This is a genomic window from Clostridium sardiniense (genome assembly GCF_019753795.1).
Classification (GTDB): domain Bacteria; phylum Bacillota; class Clostridia; order Clostridiales; family Clostridiaceae; genus Clostridium; species Clostridium sardiniense.
In genome coordinates, this window is the sequence record NZ_JAIKTU010000004.1 from 15165 (window position 1) to 37802 (window position 22638).

General features: G+C 26.7%; 32 protein-coding genes. 1 reads left to right on the top strand and 31 read right to left on the bottom strand.

Annotation, left to right across the window (positions count from 1 at the left end):
• Positions 1–24: 24 nt before the first annotated feature.
• From spoIIIAG to dapF, 20 genes are all read right to left on the bottom strand, one after another.
• The gene (gene spoIIIAG / locus K5V21_RS05120) at positions 25–639 is read right to left on the bottom strand and encodes a stage III sporulation protein AG (RefSeq protein WP_307495485.1); all 615 of its coding nucleotides are present in this window, start codon (positions 637–639) and stop codon (positions 25–27) included.
• Between the two features lie 13 nt (positions 640–652).
• Entirely contained in the window at positions 653–1234 is a 582-nt protein-coding gene (gene spoIIIAF, locus K5V21_RS05125; protein ID WP_221859710.1) for a stage III sporulation protein AF, read from the bottom strand.
• 5 nt (positions 1235–1239) lie between these two features.
• Positions 1240–2454: a stage III sporulation protein AE gene (gene spoIIIAE / locus K5V21_RS05130; RefSeq protein ID WP_204595951.1), complete on the bottom strand. Its 1215-nt coding sequence runs from the start codon at positions 2452–2454 to the stop codon at positions 1240–1242.
• A gap of 10 nt (positions 2455–2464) precedes the next feature.
• Positions 2465–2848 (bottom strand): stage III sporulation protein AD, encoded by a 384-nt coding sequence (gene spoIIIAD, locus K5V21_RS05135; RefSeq protein ID WP_221859712.1) that lies wholly within the window; start codon positions 2846–2848, stop codon positions 2465–2467.
• Between the two features lie 10 nt (positions 2849–2858).
• Positions 2859–3056, bottom strand: coding sequence for a stage III sporulation protein AC (gene spoIIIAC, locus K5V21_RS05140; protein ID WP_204595953.1), 198 nt, complete (start codon positions 3054–3056; stop codon positions 2859–2861).
• A 15-nt stretch (positions 3057–3071) separates the two neighbouring features.
• Positions 3072–3590: a stage III sporulation protein AB gene (locus tag K5V21_RS05145; protein ID WP_221859714.1), complete on the bottom strand. Its 519-nt coding sequence runs from the start codon at positions 3588–3590 to the stop codon at positions 3072–3074.
• A complete protein-coding gene (gene spoIIIAA, locus K5V21_RS05150) occupies positions 3578–4498 on the bottom strand; it encodes a stage III sporulation protein AA (protein ID WP_221859716.1) in 921 nt (306 codons plus the stop codon). The genes K5V21_RS05145 and spoIIIAA overlap by 13 nt, the downstream gene beginning before the upstream one ends.
• Before the next feature lie 143 nt (positions 4499–4641).
• Positions 4642–5007, bottom strand: a complete 366-nt coding sequence (locus tag K5V21_RS05155; protein WP_204595955.1) for a CD1247 N-terminal domain-containing protein — start codon at positions 5005–5007, stop codon at positions 4642–4644.
• A 62-nt stretch (positions 5008–5069) separates the two neighbouring features.
• Entirely contained in the window at positions 5070–5627 is a 558-nt protein-coding gene (gene efp, locus K5V21_RS05160) for an elongation factor P (RefSeq protein WP_204595956.1), read from the bottom strand.
• 190 nt (positions 5628–5817) lie between these two features.
• Positions 5818–6195, bottom strand: coding sequence for a hypothetical protein (locus K5V21_RS05165; RefSeq protein WP_221859718.1), 378 nt, complete (start codon positions 6193–6195; stop codon positions 5818–5820).
• Positions 6192–6584: a hypothetical protein gene (locus K5V21_RS05170; RefSeq protein WP_221859720.1), complete on the bottom strand. Its 393-nt coding sequence runs from the start codon at positions 6582–6584 to the stop codon at positions 6192–6194. Before K5V21_RS05170 ends, K5V21_RS05165 begins: the two co-directional genes overlap by 4 nt.
• Entirely contained in the window at positions 6584–7153 is a 570-nt protein-coding gene (locus K5V21_RS05175) for a hypothetical protein (RefSeq protein ID WP_221859722.1), read from the bottom strand. Before K5V21_RS05175 ends, K5V21_RS05170 begins: the two co-directional genes overlap by 1 nt.
• The gene (locus K5V21_RS05180; protein WP_221859724.1) at positions 7150–7599 is read right to left on the bottom strand and encodes a hypothetical protein; all 450 of its coding nucleotides are present in this window, start codon (positions 7597–7599) and stop codon (positions 7150–7152) included. The genes K5V21_RS05175 and K5V21_RS05180 overlap by 4 nt, the downstream gene beginning before the upstream one ends.
• Complete coding sequence (locus K5V21_RS05185) at positions 7590–8084, bottom strand: type II secretion system protein (RefSeq protein WP_221859726.1); 495 nt, start codon at positions 8082–8084, stop codon at positions 7590–7592. The genes K5V21_RS05180 and K5V21_RS05185 overlap by 10 nt, the downstream gene beginning before the upstream one ends.
• Positions 8045–8518: a hypothetical protein gene (locus tag K5V21_RS05190; protein WP_204595962.1), complete on the bottom strand. Its 474-nt coding sequence runs from the start codon at positions 8516–8518 to the stop codon at positions 8045–8047. The genes K5V21_RS05185 and K5V21_RS05190 overlap by 40 nt, the downstream gene beginning before the upstream one ends.
• A complete protein-coding gene (locus K5V21_RS05195; RefSeq protein ID WP_221859728.1) occupies positions 8499–8933 on the bottom strand; it encodes a prepilin-type N-terminal cleavage/methylation domain-containing protein in 435 nt (144 codons plus the stop codon). The genes K5V21_RS05190 and K5V21_RS05195 overlap by 20 nt, the downstream gene beginning before the upstream one ends.
• A 2-nt stretch (positions 8934–8935) precedes the next feature.
• Positions 8936–9967, bottom strand: a complete 1032-nt coding sequence (locus tag K5V21_RS05200) for a type II secretion system F family protein (RefSeq protein WP_221859730.1) — start codon at positions 9965–9967, stop codon at positions 8936–8938.
• Entirely contained in the window at positions 9939–11321 is a 1383-nt protein-coding gene (locus tag K5V21_RS05205) for a GspE/PulE family protein (RefSeq protein ID WP_245000650.1), read from the bottom strand. Before K5V21_RS05205 ends, K5V21_RS05200 begins: the two co-directional genes overlap by 29 nt.
• 83 nt (positions 11322–11404) lie before the next feature.
• Positions 11405–12415 carry a hypothetical protein gene (locus K5V21_RS05210; RefSeq protein ID WP_221859732.1) on the bottom strand — a complete coding sequence of 337 codons (1011 nt, stop codon included), beginning with the start codon at positions 12413–12415 and terminating at the stop codon, positions 11405–11407.
• Between the two features lie 24 nt (positions 12416–12439).
• Entirely contained in the window at positions 12440–13258 is an 819-nt protein-coding gene (gene dapF, locus K5V21_RS05215) for a diaminopimelate epimerase (protein WP_221859734.1), read from the bottom strand.
• A gap of 96 nt (positions 13259–13354) precedes the next feature.
• On the opposite strand from dapF, the gene K5V21_RS05220 reads away from it, so the two are divergent.
• Positions 13355–15088, top strand: coding sequence for an Rqc2 family fibronectin-binding protein (locus tag K5V21_RS05220; protein WP_221859736.1), 1734 nt, complete (start codon positions 13355–13357; stop codon positions 15086–15088).
• 33 nt (positions 15089–15121) lie between these two features.
• On the opposite strand, the gene K5V21_RS05225 is transcribed toward K5V21_RS05220, so the two are convergent.
• The 11 genes from K5V21_RS05225 to K5V21_RS05275 form a co-directional block, all read right to left on the bottom strand.
• Entirely contained in the window at positions 15122–16285 is a 1164-nt protein-coding gene (locus K5V21_RS05225) for a THUMP domain-containing class I SAM-dependent RNA methyltransferase (RefSeq protein ID WP_204595968.1), read from the bottom strand.
• A 24-nt stretch (positions 16286–16309) separates the two neighbouring features.
• Positions 16310–16852: a bifunctional pyr operon transcriptional regulator/uracil phosphoribosyltransferase PyrR gene (gene pyrR / locus K5V21_RS05230; RefSeq protein WP_204595969.1), complete on the bottom strand. Its 543-nt coding sequence runs from the start codon at positions 16850–16852 to the stop codon at positions 16310–16312.
• A 19-nt stretch (positions 16853–16871) separates the two neighbouring features.
• The gene (locus K5V21_RS05235) at positions 16872–17789 is read right to left on the bottom strand and encodes an RluA family pseudouridine synthase (protein WP_221859738.1); all 918 of its coding nucleotides are present in this window, start codon (positions 17787–17789) and stop codon (positions 16872–16874) included.
• A 111-nt stretch (positions 17790–17900) separates the two neighbouring features.
• Positions 17901–18503: a DivIVA domain-containing protein gene (locus tag K5V21_RS05240; protein ID WP_204595971.1), complete on the bottom strand. Its 603-nt coding sequence runs from the start codon at positions 18501–18503 to the stop codon at positions 17901–17903.
• 16 nt (positions 18504–18519) lie between these two features.
• Positions 18520–19287, bottom strand: coding sequence for a YlmH family RNA-binding protein (locus K5V21_RS05245; RefSeq protein ID WP_221859740.1), 768 nt, complete (start codon positions 19285–19287; stop codon positions 18520–18522).
• A gap of 1 nt (position 19288) precedes the next feature.
• Positions 19289–19564 carry a YggT family protein gene (locus K5V21_RS05250; RefSeq protein WP_204595973.1) on the bottom strand — a complete coding sequence of 92 codons (276 nt, stop codon included), beginning with the start codon at positions 19562–19564 and terminating at the stop codon, positions 19289–19291.
• Between the two features lie 14 nt (positions 19565–19578).
• The gene (locus K5V21_RS05255; RefSeq protein WP_204595974.1) at positions 19579–20049 is read right to left on the bottom strand and encodes a cell division protein SepF; all 471 of its coding nucleotides are present in this window, start codon (positions 20047–20049) and stop codon (positions 19579–19581) included.
• 12 nt (positions 20050–20061) lie between these two features.
• The gene (locus K5V21_RS05260; RefSeq protein WP_204595975.1) at positions 20062–20724 is read right to left on the bottom strand and encodes a YggS family pyridoxal phosphate-dependent enzyme; all 663 of its coding nucleotides are present in this window, start codon (positions 20722–20724) and stop codon (positions 20062–20064) included.
• A gap of 89 nt (positions 20725–20813) precedes the next feature.
• Positions 20814–21548 carry a DUF881 domain-containing protein gene (locus tag K5V21_RS05265; protein WP_204595976.1) on the bottom strand — a complete coding sequence of 245 codons (735 nt, stop codon included), beginning with the start codon at positions 21546–21548 and terminating at the stop codon, positions 20814–20816.
• Between the two features lie 11 nt (positions 21549–21559).
• The gene (locus K5V21_RS05270; protein WP_204595977.1) at positions 21560–21901 is read right to left on the bottom strand and encodes a small basic family protein; all 342 of its coding nucleotides are present in this window, start codon (positions 21899–21901) and stop codon (positions 21560–21562) included.
• Positions 21901–22638, bottom strand: coding sequence for a DUF881 domain-containing protein (locus tag K5V21_RS05275; protein ID WP_204595978.1), 738 nt, complete (start codon positions 22636–22638; stop codon positions 21901–21903). Before K5V21_RS05275 ends, K5V21_RS05270 begins: the two co-directional genes overlap by 1 nt.

The window sequence follows — 22638 nt, forward strand, 5'->3', positions numbered from 1 at the left end:
ATCCTTTACCTATTGAATTATATGCTAACTATTCATGGAATATACATTAACTTTATCAATAGAAAGGTCATATAAATTTGATACAACTTTTTGGATTTCATATTTTGTTTTACTATTTTCCGCTCCTTCTGCCACAACAAAAACACTTATTACTTTCGGCTTATATGTTTGAAGTATAAAAGGCTCATTACCCTCGTCTTTAGTTGTCATAACAACTTTTGAACCGTCATTTTTTTGTTCATTTACACGCTTTCCTCCTTCACTATCTGTTTCTTCTGTAACTGAGGTTTGCGTATCTTCATCATATGCCGGAACTTTCTTCTCTCCACTTTCAAAAGAAATCATTACATCCACACTTCCAACACCATCCATTTTTTTTAATATTGTTGTTAATTGCTCCTTTTGTTCTCTTTCATATTCATCTTTTACACTACTTTCAGTTGAGTTATTATTTAAACCTTCACTTTCTAATCCACTTGCTGTTGCAGTCTCTTGGTTACTATATTTTTCTTTAGAAGGTTTTAGTACATTTAATGCTAAAAGTAAAAATGCAATAATAACAATAATAATAATTAACATGTTTATATTCTTATTTTTAAAAAAATCATCTATGATTTTTTTAATCTTTTTTCCATCCACTCTACCATCTCCTTTACTCCATTTTATATATGTTAATTTTCCCTTCATCAATATCTAATTCTTTTGAAACAAACTTAACTACTTCTTTATATTTAACATTTTCTATCTTTTCTTTATTCTCTCCCTTAGGTTTTATATCTACTTTATCTATCTTATCTATTTTTTTTATATTTTTATCTTTAACTCTTATATCTAGCCTATTTATTGTAAAATCAGTCTTATTAAAATCAACCTCACAATCTACCTCACATTTAAACTCTAAATCTTTAAATTCTTTTTTTAATATATTTTCACAATTTTTATTAAAATTTTTTTTAAAGCTTTCATTTTTAACCCTGGATAGTTCGTCATCATTCTTTTCTATTTTTTTATTAGTATTATATTTACCTTCATAGGAACTAATTGCATCTTTTAACTCTTCTTCACCATTTAAAATTATTGTTAAGATAGGATTTAAAATAACTGCTATAAGTATTAACCCTAAAACAAACTTCAAATATTTCTTCATATTGTTATCTGGTGCAATTAATTCAACAGCAGCAATAAATATTAATGTTGTAACTAGTGTTATTACAAAATTATTTAACAATTCCAAATTTCTTATCCTCCTACTACAAATTTACCCGCTGATGCCATAATTCCTAATAAAATAAAGAACATAAAACTTATACTTATTACACATGAGAGTAATAGTATAAGGGCATCTCCAACTGCTGCTATAGATGAAGTTATTCTTTTATCACTTATAGGTTCAACTAATGCTGCAGATAACTTATATATAAATGACATAAGAACTAGTTTTATTATTGGATATAAAAGTACTAATACAATTACAATAAGCCCTACACCTGTTATTGCATTTTTAATTATTAAAGAATAGCCTGCAACCGAGGTTATAGCATCTGAGAATGTTTTTCCAACTATAGGAATGAAATTATCAACTGCAAACTTAGTAGTTTTAAGTGCAACTGCATCCATTGTATCTGCTGTAATCCCTCTTATAGTTAAAGTTGCAATAAATACAGTTATGATTATTCCTTGAGACCACATTATTATTTGTTTTACTAGCTTACACAAATTATCTATCTTATGCTCAGTTGATATATTATTTGCAAATTCCATTACAAAGCCTATTAATATTAAAGGTATTATTATAGAAATATATATTCTAGGTATCATTGTAACAGCTACTAAAATTATTGGATCTAATGTAGCCGCTTGTACAAATCCTCCAGCTAGAGCAATCATTGTAACTAAGATAGGCAATAGTGCTGCCATAAAGTTTGCAATTTCATTAATAGCATCTGTTGCAACTGCTATTGATATCATGAAACTTTTTGAAAGTATCATAACTAATATTGAGTAACATGCAAAAAAAGCAATTTGCGATATATTTTCATTTTTAAAAGCATCCTGTAAGTTTTTAAGTAACGAACATAATATAGCTATGACTATAACTGATATAACAAGTTTCAGAACACTTCTAACTTCTCTAAATAATAAACTTATTATAGCTTTAAAAACTACTGAAAAACTTAAATTACCATGTCCTTCTTCAATATATGACTTTACATATTCAATAGGATCAAGCTCATTTACTAATTCAACATCTGTTTTCATCTTATTTATATATTCATATAAATTATTAAGCCCTTCCTTAGTTTCGCCATCTAAGACCTCTTCCTTATTAATTTCTACTGTTTTATTTTCAGCCTTTGCAACACTTCCTCCAGAAAATGATGTTATTATTGGAATAATTGAAAATATTATTGTAAGAATAGTTATAATTACTGTCTTTTTAAATTTTATCTTCATAAATACTCACCTACAAGATCTTTAAAATAGAGTCTAATACCGCCATAAGTATTGGTATCGCAAGTGCTAAGATCATAATTTTTCCTGCAAACTCTACTTTAGAACCTATTGTTGATGCACCTGCATCTTTGCATACCTCTGCCGCAAAAGATGCCAAATATGCAATAGCAAGTATTTTCATTATTATCCCAATATAAACCATATCAATTCCAGCTCTATTTGCAATATCTCTTAAGAATGAAATTATATTCTGAAGCTCACCTAACATAAAAACAAAAATCATTACTCCTGCTGCAAGACAAACTAAAACAGCTAAATCACTTCTTTTATCTTTAAATAACAGATAAATAAACAATGCAATTAGTGCAAAGGAAACTACCTTTAAAATAACCATATTAAATCACCTATAACATAAACATAGTTTTAACTGATTGAAATAAATCTCCAATAAGTGAAACAATCATAAGTAATAGAATAACTACTCCAGCTATATTAGTTATTACTGCTATGTCATCCTTTCCACTACTTTTTAAAACTTTATCTAATATTATTATTAATACTCCAGCACCACCAATTTTAAATAATATACTTATATCTAACATTTCACCCCTCCTAACTTATAGTAAAAATATAATTACCATTGCCCCTATACATATACCCAAATATCTATATAATTTTGTATTTTTATTTGCTATTAATTCTGCCTCTTTTATATTTATATTTAAATTAGATATAACTAAATTAAACATCTTCTCTTGCCCATATACTCCAAGTTCACCTAATGATTTTAAAAAATCTGAAATTGCTCGTTCATCCTCTTTATTTAGATATAACTTATCTTTTTCATCTTTATAAACACTGTTAAAAGCATGGTACACACTCTCTCTTTTCCCTTGTAATAATAAGTCTGCAACCTTTGTAAATAATTCACTTAGTGGCATCCTGCATTTTGCTCCAATTGAAAATAATGCTTCTGGTAGAGGAGTTGTATTATACACAACTTCATTTTGAAGAAGTAATATACTCTTTAAAATTTCTTGAAGAGTTTTGTGCCTTTTGTTAAATCTTTCTCCTAAAATATATCCCCCATAACAAAAGCAGCAAAATATTAATAATAGAAGCATTAGCCTAAACATACTATTTCACCATCTCTCTTTATGGAATACACATTCTCAATTGTTCCAACTCCTAATCTATTGCTTAGAACTATTACTCTTTCTATAATTCCACTTAATAAAAGATTATCAAAAGCTTTCCTCTTTTTGATATCTTCAAGATTAGATCCATGTACAGTAACTACAATATTAACCCCTGAATTAAATGCTGTATTTAATGCACTTATATCTTCTTCAGTTCCAATCTCATCACATATTAAAACATCTGGTGATAATGATCTAATAGCCATGAGCATACCTTCTTTTTTAAGACAATTATCTAATATGTCAGTTCTAATTCCTAAATTCATTTGTGGAATACCAACATAACTTGCTCCAATTTCACTTCTTTCATCTATTACCACAATTTTTTTACCCATTAAATTTTCTTTCATATCTCCTGATGATAATATTCTTGTTATATCCCTTAATATAGTTGTCTTCCCACATTTAGGTGGAGATATAATTAATGTATTTCTAACAACATTATTATTTGTTATATACTTAAGGACCTTTTTTCCACATCCGATTACTTCTTTAGATATTCTTATATTTAGAGATGAAATATTTTTAATAGTTTTAATTTTATTATTTTCCATAACACATTCACCAGCTATTCCAACTCTATGTCCTCCCTTTAATGTTATAAAGCCTTGCTTTATTTCCTCTTCATAGGCATATATTGAATAATTTGATATCCTTTGAAGAATAAATTTAAATTCTTCCTTTGTAACCTCATTAGATAATATTACCTCTCCCTCATTTGTATATATGATAATAGGTTTATTTATCTTTATACGTATTTCTTGAATTTTTTCATTTTTATATTTATCAATTGTGTCAGCAATCTTTTCAGGAAAAATATTCAATATACTTTCTTCCTTCAACACTCACTCTACCTCCTAATATAGTAAAACTTCTTTTATTCTCTATAATTAATATTTATTTCACCTAACAAATATTACTCTTTTCAAAAAAAATATGTAAAATGAGCATAAAAAAAAGAGCTTTGAAATCAAAACTCTTAAAACAACTAATTCATTATATTTTTATTACAATATGGACATGGTATATTACTATTTTCTTCAATTGCAGAAGCTTCAATAAATACTGGTTTATTGCAATGAATACACTTTACTTCTTTATATTCATCTTCTATCTCAGTTAATTCTTCTAATGAAACTTCCTCAAATAATTCTTCTTGAATTCCTGAAAGATCATCATCCATATATTCTAGATTCTCTTGCATTGTTTCTTGATTTATTGTAAGTTCCTCAATCTTATCAGTCATCTTACTTAATATATTAGAAACTTTATTTAACACTTCTTTATTTTCGTTAATATCTATTTTATCTATATAATCATTTAGCTCTTGGATTTCTTCTCTTATATGATTCACATCAACACTTCCTTTTATATTAAAATTGCTAAGTTCTAAGAACTTAGCAATTTGTTATACTATTAAACTCTTTCCATGTACTCGCCAGTTCTTGTGTCAATTCTTATAGTGTCTCCTTCATTAACGAACATTGGAACGTTTATGATTGCACCTGTTTCTACAGTAGCTGGTTTTAATGTATTTGTTGCAGTATTTCCTTTAACACCTGGTTCACTGTGTGTTATTAATAATTCAACAAAGTTTGGAGCTTCAACTGAGAAAGCATCACCTTTGTAGAATTTAATAATAGCAAACATATTTTCCTTTAAGTACTTTATAGCATCTTCAACCTTTTCATAGTTTAAAGGAATTTGATCATATGTTTCTTGATCCATGAAGTAGTATAACTCTCCATCAGTGTATAAATATTGCATTTCTTTTCTTTCAATTACAGCTTCTTGGAACTTAGTTGTTGGGTTGAAAGTTGTATCAGTAACTCCTCCTGATATAACGTTTCTTAACTTCGTTCTAACGAAAGCTGCACCTTTTCCTGGTTTAACGTGTAAAAAGTCTACAACTGTAAATACTTGTCCTTCGTGTTCGAAAGTTGTACCTTTTCTTAAATCTCCTGCTGATATCATTAAATATCCCTCCAAAAGTATAAATTCAATTCCAAATAAGTTATACTATTAACTTTTAATCATATATAATCATAATTTGGTTTCTTCTGACATACAATGCTATTTTATCAAAAGTCACTGTTAAATGCAATTATTTAACCTGTTAATTTAACAGTATTTTTATATATTTAAAATCTTTCTCTAAATATTATTATATATTTTCTTTATTTTTATACTCTTGAAGCAATAATTTTAGTAAAAATTTTTCATTTTGATAACTTATTTCATATTCTGATATACAATATCCTAATATATTATCCATAAATGTCGATACATCGCTTTTGTTTCCTTCAAAAGTTATATCTATTTTTATACCATCTTCATTATCTATACTATTAATCTTTGCACCATTTATCTTTTTAAAATCATTAAATATTTCATTTATATCCTTTGTACTTTCACTAGAAGATACTTTTACAGCATCAATAAAGTTCTTTTTTTCTTCTTTCTTTTCTGAAGATATTAATATAGAACCTTGTATTACTAATAAAATAATTAATATTATGTATTTAATATACATTTTTTTCATTTATTATCACCAACCACATTTAAAGAATACCCCTCATCATAATTATTAATCTTAATAATATCTAAATTTTCCTTAATATCCTTTAAGTACTTATCATTTATCATAAGTATCTCTCCAGAATTATTTTTTATTTCTCCAAAGCTTGCATATAAATCTAATACTTCTATCCACTTCAGTATTTCTTTCTTGGAATACGAAATTTTATTATCAATACTATTCTCTATTTCTACATTATTAATATTCTTTTTATTTTCTATAATGTTACTTATGTTTATAGGTAATATAAGTAAATTGCAAATTAATATCATTAATAATCCTCTATTTATACTTCTTTTATATTTCTTATCCTGTTTTTCAATAAATTTTTCAGGTATAAAATTTCTATTCATTATTTCTCTCCAATAATTAAATTCTTACTTTTAAATGGAAACTCAAACTTTCCAAAAACTACATTATCTATTTTTTCAATCTCATCTTTAGATATAGCTACTAAATTTCTTATTATTCTATTATTTCTTACCTTTATATAATAATACTTACCCTCTATTTCTATAATAGATTCAAAATTTTGTTTTCTTATCTTTTTTCTTACATACTTTAATATTAAAAACTGAATTGGATTCACTTCTATTTTTTTTATGTAATCTAAAAAAGGTAATATCTTCACACCACCTTTTATAGCATAAATAAGTGTCTTTTTATTTTTATAATCAACACTAAAGTGTATTAAATAATCATCAGAACTAAATTCTTGTTTTATCTCATTCTCTATAAGGATCTTTATATCTGTTATTTTTGTTTTATTGTATTCTTTTATATAAATTTCTTCATCTAATATTAAAAATTTACTATTTCTACTTTTTATAACTTCTGATTTGATGTCTTCTATACCTAAAATTTCTTCACCATATTTATATTTGTTTTTAAATATAAGTATTTCTTTTTTACTTTTTATCATTCAATTATAACCTCTCTTTTTAAAATAAGAATTATATTAAATTTTTCCGTTGTATCTTTAATTTCATCATCAGAAATTAAAGACTTTATATAAGTGCAATACATATAATTATCTAAATTTTTTATTCCATAATTTATCTTAAATGTATCCTCATTTTTTAAATAAGTTAATTTAATATTATAATCCCTATCCCTTATATTGTAATATATATCATCTTCCATATCTTTTATTAACTGCTCACTATTATCCAAAGCCCACTTATTAACTATATCAAGTATAGTTCGTTGTGTTGACCTTAAGTCCATCATACTTTCATGTATTTTATATTTACTACTATATTTTAGGTTCATCTTAAATATAGTTACTCCACCTAAAATTACTATAGTTATAAAAGTAATTAATGCAAAAGAGCTTATCAATACATACCCTCTTTTCTTTATAAACATACTAAGTAACTCCTATCATCAACTACAATTTCCACATATATTAGGTTCTCCTTCTTATATACATTGAAGGATTTCACATTCTCTAAAATTAAGTTTGATGTTTTATACTCTTTATTTCCATTATTAAATGAATAATATTTAACTCTCAAATTCCTACTTATAACTTCAAATTCTTTAGAATTTACATTAATATCACTAGAATTATTATCTACTTGTTCCTTACCTTGTTCTTCTTTTATTATTTCTATCTTGTTATTATTTACAATATATTTTGTATTACCTACTTCATTAAATATTTTTCTAATATTTAATATTGCATTATCTATCTCATCTTCTCTATTGATCATTTCAGTTCGTCTAGATGTATATTTATATATCTCTAATGTCGTATTCATAATTAATGTAACTAATACTGAGGAAATAAAAATATATGCAATACATTCAATTATTGTATATCCTTTTTTAAATCTCTTTCTCCCATCCAAATCTCTTTCTTTACCTCTTCCTTTAAAACTATATCCTCTCCATTTTCAATAAGTGCAAAATCTAGTAAAATACCATCTTCCTCTTCTTTAATTTTTTCTACTTGAATTATCTTATCTGAGAATATATCATTTATACCTAATATATCTTTTGTTTTAAGTTCTTCAAAAATATTCTCATTAATTCCTATTGTAATCTTGTTATCTAAAAATAAATCTTTCAATTCATCTATACTTGTATTAAACTTTATTTCATTTATTACATTGTTAAGTAATATACTATTTACTCTCATATCATTTCTAATTTTAAAAGATTTATGATCTGATCTATTCATATCTATAAACAATATAAAAACCATTGTAATTATAAATATTGCTGCAATACATTCTAAAAGCATAGAACCATTATGCTTTATTTTAAATCTTCTTTTTTTCAATATTTATATAATCAACTCCTACCCTAATACTTATAAAATATTTTTCTTTATCTTTAATATTATCTAGTATAGTAGTACCTGCTTTAACTTGACCTTCTGATGTTATATCTATAATTCCATTTCTATTTAACTGTATATATTCTGGCATATCAATAGAGTTTATCTCCTCATGTCCATTCATTAATTTTATCTTTTTATTTGAATTCTCTATCTTTATCTTTAAATTTGATTCTGTATCTATGGCACTTATTTTACCTTCAGTAACTATATGTTTAAATGAGGATAGAAAATTTTCTACCTCAACATCTCTATTCAACCTCTTGTAATAACTTATAGATGATCCTCCAAAGACAAATATAATAGATAATATAGCTATAACAGCAATTACTTCAATTATTGTAACTCCTCTCCTCATCTTTAAGCTATACCTCCATACATTCCATCAAACATCGGTAATACAAATACTCCTAGAAAAAATACCACTAAAAATGCCATTAATATTATTACAGTAGGCTGAAGTAGCGCTGCAATTTTTTTAAATCTCTCGTTACATCTTTTACTTAATGTCTCCGTTAAATCTTCTAATCTTTCATCTAATGATCCACTTTCTTCACCTAACTTAATCATTGCAATAGTATACTTTGAAAGATTAATAACCTCATTAATAGCTTTAGATAATTCATCACCTTTAAGAATTCTATCATTTAGTTTTTTATATAATTTATTTCCACTATTTTCTTCCTCACAATATTTTAAGGCTAATGATATATTGATCCCACTTGAAATAATAACTTTTATAAGCAATATCATTTCATATTCTCTTATTTCTTTTAATATATTTATTCTATTTCTTATAAATTCAATTATTCTTTTAGAATACGGCTTAATAACTATAATCGGAACCAACACTCCCCATATAGCTATAAAAGAAAAAGCAATTATAGGTGAATTATTTACCCATTTAGAAGTGTTTAATAAAACCTTAGTCAAATAAGGCAATTCTGAACCTACTGATAGATATACATCCTCTAATTGTGGAATTATAAAAAGTATAAAGAATATGCTCATAAAAATCATTGCGCCTATTAAAAACATCGGATATATAGATGCATTTATTATTTCTTTTTTCATTGTATCCTTTCTTTTATAGTAGATACTCATCTCTCTAAAAACATCGCTTAGCTTTCCAGTTTTTTCTCCAATAGAAATCATACCAAGAAAAAACGATGGATATAAGGGTTTAAAGATAGAAAATCCTTGTTCTAAGCTAGAGCCTTTCTTTATTTCATATGCTATCTTTTTTATAGATAATTTATAATCTTTTCTAAGGGGAAAATCTTCTAATAATTCTATAGATCTAGTTATTTGAAGACCATTATTATATAGAGTACATAAATTTTCACATATAATACTTATATCCCTATAAGAGTATTTCTTTACATCCTTCATATTTTATTAGGTCTTCTCCTTCAATAAATTTTTTATATTGCCTATAGCTTATAATGCCATCAAAAAGCATAGTTTTACATACTTCATACATTTGCTTATTAGAAAGTAATTCTATATCTAAATATATATTTTTTAAACGTTTTTTAATATCCTCATCTATAAAGTGAACAGCACAAACTAATCTTCTCCCTTTAATTCCAGTAAAATTACACTCCTCACATCCACTTTCTTCATAAAAGAAATATTCTTTGTCATTAAATATTTCTTTGCAAACTTTTTTGCAATTACTGCAAAGACACCCTATTAATCTTTGAGATATCAATCCTACAAGTGAGTCCTTTATTAAGTAACTTTTAACATTCATATCCTCAAGTCTTAAAAATACTTCTCTACTAGATTTGGTGTGAATTGTAGAATATACTTTATGTCCTGTAATAGAAGCTCTTATAGCCATATTGGCTGTTTCTTCATCTCTTATTTCTCCAACCATTATCACATCTGGATCTTGCCTAAGTGTACTTCTTAATCCCTCTGCAAAACCTAAATTGATTTTTCTATTGATATTGATCTGATTTATCCCCTCAATATTACACTCTACCGGATCTTCTATTGTTGTTATATTTATATCTTTTTCTTTAATAGTTGATATAATAGAGTACAATGTACTACTTTTTCCACTTCCTGTCGGTCCACTTATTATTGCCATCCCATTTTTTATATTTACTATTTTCTTTAAATTTTCTAATTGATAATCAAGTAATTTTAATCCCTCTATGCTATAATCTAATTTTTCTTGATACAGTATTCTTATTACCATCTTTTCTCCATAAATTACTGGTACAGTTGATATTCTGCAATCAAAAGTTCCTAAATTATTATTTATTAATATTTTCCCATCTTGAGGTTTCCTTTTTTCAGCTATATCCATATTCCCATTTAGCTTGACTCTTGAAAGTATTTGATTATAATCACTAATCCTTAATTTTCCTATAAGTACTAATCCCCCATCTATTCTTGCTCTTATAATTACAAAATCTTTTGATGGTTCAAAATGGACATCACTTCCATTTTGGGTTATTACTTTATAAATTATTTTTTCTTCTATATCTTCTCCTACATCTGGTCTTATTGAAGAAATAAGCTTATTAAATTTATTTTTATCTAGATTTATAAATTTAGCTTCTTTTCCAAACAAAAATTCAATAAAATTTTTTCCTTCATCATTTTCTTCATAAGTTGCTACAAAAACCTTATCACCATTCTCGTATAATGGTATTATCTTGAATTCTTTCATTTTGTCTTTTTTAATTTTATATACACAATCTAGATTGGCTTTTCTAATTAATTCTTTCATTTTTCACCTCAATTATATTATTTCCAATTTATGTATATTTAATCTTTTGCAACAAAAAAAGTTTTGATAATATTATCAAAACTTTAATTAATCTTTATAAAATCATATCTTCCTTCTTTACTGCTTATAATTGAGACACTTCCATCTTTATATGAAAATACCTCTTGATTATTTTCATTGCTATTAGAGCCTATAAATAATATATTTCCACTTTGATCAACAGATAGCCCTCTCTTTAAATCAATACTACTTGGAAAAGAATATACCAATCTTTCAACTTTTCCTTTATTAATTTTATACACTGATGGTGCATCATTAATTGCACTTCCTAAAACATAATAAGTACCTGATACATCTACAATATCTTTAACATCCTCAAACTTATTCGAAATATCTTCCATTTTTTTGTTTTCTTTGCTAATTTTCTTTAAAACTCTTTTATTATCTGCTATTTGCTGAAGTATTATCACTTCATCATTTCCACCTTTTAAAAATTCAGCATATCCACTATCTAGTTTATATAAAAGTTCTTCCCTGCCTGTTTTTAAATTAAATGTGAATACTCCATTTATATTGTCACTAGACACTCCATAATAAACAATATTATCTTTATCTATAAAATCATAAAATTCCCCTGATATAGCTACTTTTGAATTTATCTTAATTTCCTTATCATCTTTTAAAGATACCACTTTTAAATTATATCCATTATTATAAACCATATACGAAACATAGTTCCCATCTGGAGATATTTTTATAAAATTATAATTTGAATCAGCAATTTCTTTTTCTTTACCTTTATAATAAATATAATGCTTGCCGTCTCTCATAAAAATATAAGTTCCACTCTCTTTATTGTATTCAATTACAATATCTTTATATTTTAAATTACTGTATTTACCATCAATTAAATTTAAAATATTGTATTTTCCGTTTTCTTCTAATAACACTGCCCCGTTTTGTACTTTTATTGCTTCTACGTTATTACTTATAAGCTCATTATTTTGCACTTTTTTTTGACCACATGCAGTTAGAATAAATGAAAAACCTAAAAGAATTAGTATATATATTGGTCTTTTTTTAATAACATTCATTCTATTCCCTCTTTTAATTATATTTTATAAAGCTTCCCCTACGCAAATATATTCAGCATTACCCGTCATATATACTCCATCTTCTTCAACTTCTATAATTAATTCTCCACCTGGAAGACTTGCTAATACTTTTTTATTAATTAAATTGAATTTATGGGCGACAACTGCTGATGCACAAGTCCCGGTACCACATGCAAGAGTTGCACCAGCACCTCTTTCCCATGTTTCCACCTTTATATGATCTCTATTTATAACTTCAACAAAATTTACATTAGTCCCTTCATTAAAACACTCAAATTTCTCTATAAATTTTCCTTCACTAACATCATATTCCTTATCTTCTTTTATTACAATAGTATGAGGCACCCCAACTAATACAGATGTTAACTTATAATCTTTATTATTTATATTTGTCACTTCATTTATCAGCTCTTTTTTATTACTTAAAGGAATATCTTTTCCAGAAAATGAAGGTATCCCCATATAAACTTTAGCTCCAGTTATTTTATCTTTTTCTAAAATTAAAGTTATACCTTTAATTCCGTCTCCAGTCTCTACTGTAAATTTTATATCTTTAACATATCCTTTATCATAAATGTATCTTCCAAAACATCTTATTGCATTACCGCACATATTTGCTCTTGATCCATCACTATTTATAATAGTCATTTTCATATCAGCTATAGTAGAATTTCTTACAATAATTAATCCGTCAGCTCCAATTCCAAAATGTCTATTACAAAGTTTTTTCGCAATTTCAGTTTCATTATCTAAAAACTTATTATCTAAATCCTCTATAAAAATAAAATCATTTCCTATTCCCTGCATCTTTGTAAATTTCATAATTGCTCCTCCTAAAGTACTTATATATTAAATTGATTATTACCTTAATTTAGTGTTATACTATCTTTAAATTATACAAAAGAAAGGATGATACCTTTGGCACTAGATGGCATATTTTTAAATAGTTTATTAACTAATTTAAAAGAATCAATTATAGATTCTAAAATAGATAAAATAAACCAACCTGAAAAGGATGAAATAATACTTCAATTAAGAAAATATAGAACTAATATTAAGCTTCTAATTTCAGCCTCTTCACAATTTTCAAGATTACACATAACTAATACACAAAAAGAAAATCCTCTTCAAGCTCCACTATATTTAATGGTTCTTAGAAAATATCTGCTTGGAGGTTTAATAACTGATATCACTCAAAAAGATGGTGATAGAGTTACAACAATCCATGTATCTTCTAGAGATGAGCTTGGATTTGATAGTAAATATTTATTAATTATCGAAATAATGGGAAGACATTCAAATATAACTCTTGTTCGTGAAAGAGATTTAAAGGTAATGGAATCTATTAAACACATAACTCCTGATATTAACACTTACAGAGTATTATATCCTGGAGTGACTTATGTTTATCCTCCTAAATCCAACAAATTAAATCCTTTTAATTTTTCTAAAGAAGAGTTCATTAATACATTAGAAAATTGTTCTTATGATATAAATGAGGATTTCTTCTTTAAAAGTTTTACTGGTGTTAGTAAAGTCTTATCTAAAGAATTATACTTCAATCTTTCTAACTATAATTATAGCGTAAAGGATACAGAAAGGTTATACAAATTTGTTACAAATTTATTTAACAATATAAAAAATTATCCATCATTTAATATATATGTCGATAATAACGGATTTTTCAAAGATTTCCATGCATTAAACTTTTTATCACTTAAAGATGATTTTAATACTATTAATTATTCAGATCCATCTGTTATGTTAGATGAATTCTACTATAAAAAAGATAAACAAGAAAGGCTCCATAATAGATCTCAAGATCTTCAAAAACTTATTCATACTAATATAGAAAGATGTAATAAGAAAAAAAGAATTTTAGATAATACATTGGAGGATTGTAAGTCTAAAGAAGATTTTAAAATGAAAGGTGATTTATTAACTTCATTTATATATAGTTTCAAAAAAGGAGATAAATCTGTTATTTTACAAAACTTCTATGATGAGAATTCACCTAATATAGAAATTAAATTAAATCCAAATAAAACGCCTTCAGAAAATGTTCAAATATATTATAAAAAATATAATAAATTAAAAAAAGCTGAAGAAGAAGCTCATATTCAACTTAAAAAAAATGATGATGAACTTAAATATTTAAATTCAGTACTTACAAACATTATTAATGCCGATTCTTATGATGAAATTGAAGAAATAAAAAATGAATTAATGGAAACTGGTTATTTAAAATTTAAAAAATCCTCTAAGAAAAAGAAAAGTAAATCTAAGCCTCTTCATTTTGTATCATCTGATGGAGTAGATATATATGTTGGTAAAAATAATTTACAAAATGATTATTTAAGTTTAAAATTTGCAAATAAGAATTTTATGTGGATGCACACTAAAGATATTCCTGGCTCTCACGTAATAATATGTTCAAATGATGTACCAGATAAAACTTTAGAAGAAGCCTCTGTCCTTGCTGCCTTCTATAGTAAAGCAAAAACATCTTCAAAGGTTCCTGTTGATTATACATTAGTTAAAAATTTAAAGAAACCAAATGGTGCTAAACCAGGTATGGTTATATATCATACTAACTATACTATGTATACAGAACCAAAGGAGTTTACAAATTTAAATTTAAAAGAAATATAAAAAAAGCTCGCATTAAAATATGCGAGCTTTTTATTAATCCATAAGACACTGTACTACAGTATCTCCTGCATTTTTTATAAGTTTATTATCAAAATATTGATAATAATAACATTTTAATTTACCATTATATAATTTTCTGTTCTTTGATGACTTTATTTTAAATGCTTTTTCAAAATCTTCGTAAGAAGTAAGTATATTAAATTCCCATTCTGAATACTTCTTTTTGTATCCTCCAAATATCCCATATAATTCCCTAACTTCTCTAGCATCACTTAATCTTTCTCCATAAGGTGGGTTTGATATTATAAATCCATATTTATGCTTATTTGAAAAATCTCTAAAATCTCTTTCTTGGAATTCTATATACTTATCAACTCCAGCTTTTCTAGCATTAGATTTTGCAGTTCTTAAAACTCTCTGATCTATATCATATCCTAATAGCTTTAAATCTTTATCTTTTACAGCTCTTCTTGCACCTTCTCTAACTTGATCATATATATCATTTGGCATTGTTGGCCATTTTTCTGATACAAATTCTCTATTAAGCCCAGGTGCTATATTTTGCATTATCATACAAGCCTCTATAAGTATTGTTCCTGAACCACAGAATGGATCAATTAATAAGTAATCTTCTTTCCACCTTGATAAAAGAACCATAGATGCTGCTAAAGTCTCTTTAAGTGGTGCTGCCCCTGAATTTTCTCTATATCCTCTTTTATGAAGTCCAGCACCAGATGTATCAATTGTAAGTGTAACTTTATCTTTTAGTATTCCAACTTCTATTTTGTATACTGGTCCATCTTCACTAAATTGATCTATTCCATAAGCCTCACTCATTTGAGTAACTATAGCCTTTTTTACTATTGATTGACAATCTGGCACACTATAAAGAGTTGATTTTATTGATTTTCCAACTACATGCATAACACCATCTTTAGGTATTATATCACTCCATTTAACATTCTTAGTTCCTTGAAATAATTCTTCAAAACTTCTTGCTTCAAATTCTGCCATATTTATAAAAACTCTATCTGCTGTCCTTAAATGAATATTTGCAATTGCTATATCCATTTCATCTCCACTAAAGTGAACCTTTCCGTTTTCTGTACTTAAACCTTCATATCCTAAAGCTTTTAATTCTTTTGCAGTTACTCCCTCTATTCCAAAGGTAGTAGTAGCAATTAATTTGTATTCCATTTATTTCTCTCCTTTAAGTTTAAACTAAACTTCATTTTCGTATATCTTTACTGAATCTTCTCCATCGATCTCTTCTATCTTAACTCCAACAACCTCTTCTTTTGATGTCGGTATATTCTTTCCTACATAATCCGCTCTTATAGGAAGCTCTTTATGGCCTCTATCAATTAATACTGCAAGCTGTATAACTGTTGGTCTTCCAACATCTATTATTGCGTCTATAGCAGCTCTAACAGTTCTACATGTATATAAAACATCATCAACTAATATTATCTTTTTATTTGTTATGTCTATCCCTAAATCTAAACTTTTAATCTCTGGCATATCGTTGTCTTCAGTTAAATCATCTCTATATAAAGTAATATCTACTGATCCAACTGGTATATTAACTCCTTCAATTGCAGTAATTTGTTTTGATATTCTCTCTGCAAGTGGATATCCTCTTCTCTTTATTCCTATAAGTACTATATCTTCAACACCCTTATTTTTCTCAATAATTTCATGAGAAATTCTTATTAAACTTCTTTTTATTGCTTTATCATCTAAAAGATTAGCTTTTAATTTCATTATTATCCTCCTTTTTAATTTATATATTATCTTTTCTTAAATTCTCTAGTAAATTTTTATAATTATCAGGAAGTTCTGATGTAAATTCAACATATTCTCCAGTGCTAGGATGTATAAATCCTAGAGTTTTAGCATGAAGCATCTGTCCTTCATTTTTAAATTTTCCTTTTTTAAAACCATAAGTTGGATCTCCAACTAACGGATAACCAATAGAAGCCATATGAACTCTAATTTGATGAGTTCTTCCAGTTTCTAATACACACTTTATTAAACTAGAATTTTTAAATCTCTCTAATACTTCATAATGTGTTACAGCACGCTTACCATCTGAAGTTATAGCTATCTTTAATCTATCTCTCTTTGATCTTGCAAGAGGCTTATCTACAGTTCCACTATCTTGTTTTATTCTACCTTCAACTAATGCATAATATTCTCTTTTCATAGTATGTTCTTTTAATTGCTCAGATAATTTATTATGTGACTCATCATTTTTAGCAACAACTAAAATACCTGTAGTATCTTTATCAATTCTATGTACTATTCCAGGTCTTATAACGCCATTTATACTAGATAAATCAGTGCAATGATAAAGAAGTGCATTAACAAGAGTTCCTGTATAATTTCCTGGTGCTGGATGTACTACCATTCCTTTAGGCTTATTTACAACTATGATATCCTTATCTTCATATATTACCTCTATAGGAATATCTTCTGCTTCTACTTCTAACTCTGTTGGCTCTGGCATGTTTATTTTAATTTCATCGTTTTCTCTTAGTTTATAATTACTTTTAGTCTTTTTATTGTTAACTAATACGCTTTCATTTTCGATTAATCCTTGAATAAAGCTTCTTGATTTTCCTTCAAATTCACTTGAAAGAAATTTATCAATTCTTATACCTTTATTTTCACTATCTATGACATATATAATTTCATCCATTTTTAAGTCTCCTAAACATTTATTACTTAACAATTATAATATATTGCTTTAATTAACTCAACTGAAAGTATATATTAAAAAATCAGCATTACATTTGTAATGCTGATACTACTACTCTTCTTTATTTGCAAAGAAACTTTTAATTTCATCTAATTCGTTAGTTGAAACTTCTTCATTTACAGGTTGCATATCCTCTTGTGTATATGCAATCTCTTTAATTTCTATCTCTTCATCCACTGGAGTTCCAATTGAATAGTTTTTATTTATATCTTTTTCTAAATCATCAAATGTTTCTAATTGTGTATTTATGAAGTTTCTAAACTTAGCTCTAAATTTTATAAATTCTTGTTTTACTCTATCAAATTCATCATTTATTTGTATTACATCACTATGAGCTTTATCTACAATTCTTTGAGCAGTTTCATTAGCATTTTTAACTATAAGTTCTGCTTCTTTTTGAGAAGTTTCTTTAGCTTGATCTGCTGCATTTTGTGCAAGAACTAAAGTATTCTGTATTGTTGTTTCTATTTTTGCATAGTGACCAACTTGCTCTCCTAAGACATCTAACTTTTCTTTTAACTTTGCATTTTCCTTATATAATTCCTCATAATTATCTACGACTTCATCTAAGAATTCATCTACTTCATCTGGATTATATCCCCTAAGACCTCTTTTAAATTCCTTATTGTTTATATCCATTGGAGTCAATTTCATTATTTTCACACCTCTACTATGTATATTTTTTTATATTAATTTTATATTTACCACTCTTACTGCGGCCTGTACAATCCCCTATGATATACTTACCATATTTTCTTATAGTTATTCTATCGTCTTTTTCAACTTCAAAACTTTTTTCTCTATTTATATTATAGTTTATCAGTACTAATCCTTCATCTATCATTTTTTGTGCTAATCCTCTAGATTTATTAGTAAGCTTAGCAACAATTGAATCTATTCTAATGGAGGAAATAAGAATTGTCTCCTCTTTAAATTCATGAGTTATTGCTTCAATATCTTCAAATAATTCAGTTATCTTACATGGGGTTTTTCCAATACTTTTAAGGTTCATTAATATATAATCTGCAATTTCTTCATAAACAGCTACATAACATATATCTTCTTTTACTATTAAATCTCCTATTTTATCTCTCTCTATTCCTAGAGATAAAATACTTCCCAAATAATTTCTATGAGTTACTTTAGTAAATTTAGATGAGTTTCTTATTTCTAAAACCCTAATTGGAAACTTGGTATCATAAATATTATTAAAAGATATCATTCTTCGTTCTGATTCTTTAAAAGCACCAAAACTTTCTACTTTTAAACCTTTTATTTTTATTTCCTCCTCAAAAAACTTCCATATGTTTGGAGGATAAAAACTTTTTCCAAACATAGGAATATTTCTTTCATAGGATAACATCATTTTTTCATATAAATTAATTGCAATATTTTTTTCTTCATCTAAAAATCTTTTAAGTATAATTTCTTTATTCATATTAAAGTATTCCAAGTACAAAACTAATTATGATTGGTTTCAACAAACCCAATACTATAATTGCAAATATAGGGGAAACATCTATAGGAACATTTCCAAGCAATTTACTTTGAATAAACCTAAAAGGTCTTAAAATAGGTTCAGTAAAGCTTGTCAATATTCCCATAATCCCATTATTTCTATCTACAATAACCCATGATAAAATACATTCTAATATAATAGCAAGTTCAATTATACGAAAAAGTGAGCTAATGAAATTAGCTATAATACCTTCCATCTAATATCCTCCTGTTATTTTGACCAGTTAAATAATGCTTTTGAAGTTAATTCACTCTTTAATTCACTAGTTACTTCCACATTTGATGGTGATAAAAGATATACTCTCTTTTCCACTTCTTGAATATCTCCATGTAATGCATAACATGAACCTCCAATAAAGTCTAATAATCTTTGAGCTGTTCTTATATCAAGATTAGTTGTATTTACAACAACAATTCTTCTATTTCTAACTGCATCACATATTTCCATTGCTTCTTCATAAGCAGTTGGCTTAGTTATTAAAACTTTAGCTGAAGCTGAAGTATGAATATTTACAACCTTATTTGATCTTTTTCCAGATATAACAGGTTCTATACTTTCATCTATTGCCATATTTTCATCAGCTGCTTCTTCAAATCCTTCTTCAAATTCATCATCCTCAAAGTCCTCATCAAAATCTCCAAATCCTAAAATATTTTTCATTTTTGATATCATATTTGCCATATCTTCTTCCTCCTAAATATTATAATTTCTTTCACCAAAGATTCCTGTTCCTACACGAATCATATTTGATCCTTCTTCTATGGCTATCTTATAGTCATTTGTCATTCCCATAGATAATATTTCCATATCAATATTCTTAAACTTTCTTTCTTTTAAATTCAAGAAAATATTATGTGTTTCTTTAAAGTAATTTCTATTACTTTCTTCATCTCCTTTTGGAATAATAACCATTATTCCCTTAACCTTTACATGTTTGCATGTTTCTATTTTTTCAATCATTTCATCTAAATCTTCTAGTAAAACTCCACTTTTACTTTCTTCTCTACCTATATTAATTTGAATTAATGTATTCGCTGTAAGATCTTCTCTTCCATAAAGTTCTTCAATTTTATCTAAAAGCTTTATACTTGAAAGAGAATGAATTAAGTGAACTTTACCTACTATATACTTAACTTTATTTGTCTGTAATTTTCCTATTAGGTGCCATTTAACATCTTTATGAAAACTCTCTTCCTTATGAATAAGTTCTTGTACTTTATTTTCTGCAAAATCTCTTAACCCATAATTATAAGCTTCTTCCATCTCTTCTAGACTTCTAGTTTTCGATACAGCTAAAAGCTTAACACCATTAGGTAAAATGTTTTCTATATTTTTTATATTTTCACTTATACTCATAAAAGCCTCCTAAAAATTAAGAGTTTTCACTCTTAATATTATTATTCTTCATTAGTTTGCATTTTCCTCTAAATTTTTCGTATTTTTTATTATTTTTCTATATATTCCTTCATATACTCTGTAGAACCTAATTTTGGAGCCGCTGGCATTAATATATTATCCTTTTTTTCTATTTCAACTGATAATTGTCTAACCATAAGCTCTCTTATATGAGTTCCTTCTTCTAATAATGCTGTTTCAAGTGCATCTGGATCTCCAATTGCATAAATATAAAATGGTGCATATTCTGTTGAATCATCTTCGAAACCAATAAATGCCCAATTACATATTACACCTGAGCTTGGAATTACCCTATGATTATTAATGCTTATTGCTTCAGCACCAGCCTTTCTTAAATCATTTAATACTAATGCCACATCATTGTCATGGAATATCTTAGATTTAGTTTCAAACTCATTATCTTCATTTAAATTTATATTACCATCATTTATTTTAAGTAAAATTCCTGGTCCTTGAACTTCTGTAAGTCCAGTTATCATGCCATAATCTTTTAATTGCGCCTTCATACTATCTAAAATCTTATCCTGCTTTTTATCATCGTATTTATACTTATTTATTGTTTCTTGCATATCATCATTTCTTTTTTTTAGATTCGTTATTTCTTTATATAAATCACTCTTTTCATTAATAGCATCTTGATATTCTTTTGCACTAAGCTGAGTGGACCTTTCTATAATTTGCCCAAAATTCATATTAAAAGCTATCAATAAACCTACAAAAATAGATGCAAAAAATACTATTAATCCACCACTAGTTTTTTTCATATATTCACCTCTTACTTGCGTGACTTAATCTTTTCTAAAATTAGTCTTCTTATTATTGCAAAGTTGTCGAATATACGTCCTCCAAATACTATTACAGCAGCTATATATATTGGTATACCAAGTTTATCACCAAGGTAAGCTAATCCTGCTGCTAATAGTGCATTTCCAAAAAATCCTGATATAAATATATCTGGTTGAAAGTTTTTTGATAAATTTGCTCTAATAGCACCAAAAACTGAATCTAAACAAGCAAGTATTGCAACAGACATATATGGGGAAAGTTTATCAGGAATATTAACATCAAATACAAATCCAAATATTACCCCTATCAATAATCCTATAAAAGGTACCATTACTTTTCCTCCTTTTTCTCAACCGGCTTTAAGTAATCACTTTTAATTGTTTGAGTAGTTTTATCTATAACTAGATTATCACTTTGTTCAACTTCACAATTATAATTTTGAAGCGCCCCGAAATCTAGTGAACCTGGAAAGTTCAATCCAACATTCAATCTTGCTTTATCTCCAATTGCTTTTATAATAATTGGTTCTTTCGGACTAACTTTTCCGGCTGTTCCAATCCATATATAGTTGCTTGAATTCTTTATACCTGTCTGAGGAGTTACTCTGTATCCATTAATTGAAATAGCTTCTGCCTTTGAATACCAAAGCAGATTAATTATATGTATTAACTCTTCTTCAGTAATACCTCTTCCAATATCATCGTTACTTGATCCAAATATTGAAGTCTTTGGAGTTATTTTAATAGTTACTCCAGGCCCCTTTACATCAACTAGCCCTAAATGCATTCTAGCTGAATCTAATTGATTTTTTATTTCTTTACCAACATTACCTTCTTTTGAAGCCGCCTCTTCTAATTTCTTAAGTTCCTCGTTTAAAGAATTATTTTTGTTTTGTAACCCTTCTTTTTCTTTCTTTAAACTATCAAGTTCTGCAATAACATCACTTTTATTGTAACTTTCTATATTACTTTCATTATTTTTGTTTAATAATTTAAATTGATATGCCAGGAGAAAACCTAACAGTGCACACACAATTGCAATAGAAATCTGTGAAGTGGATTTCTTCAT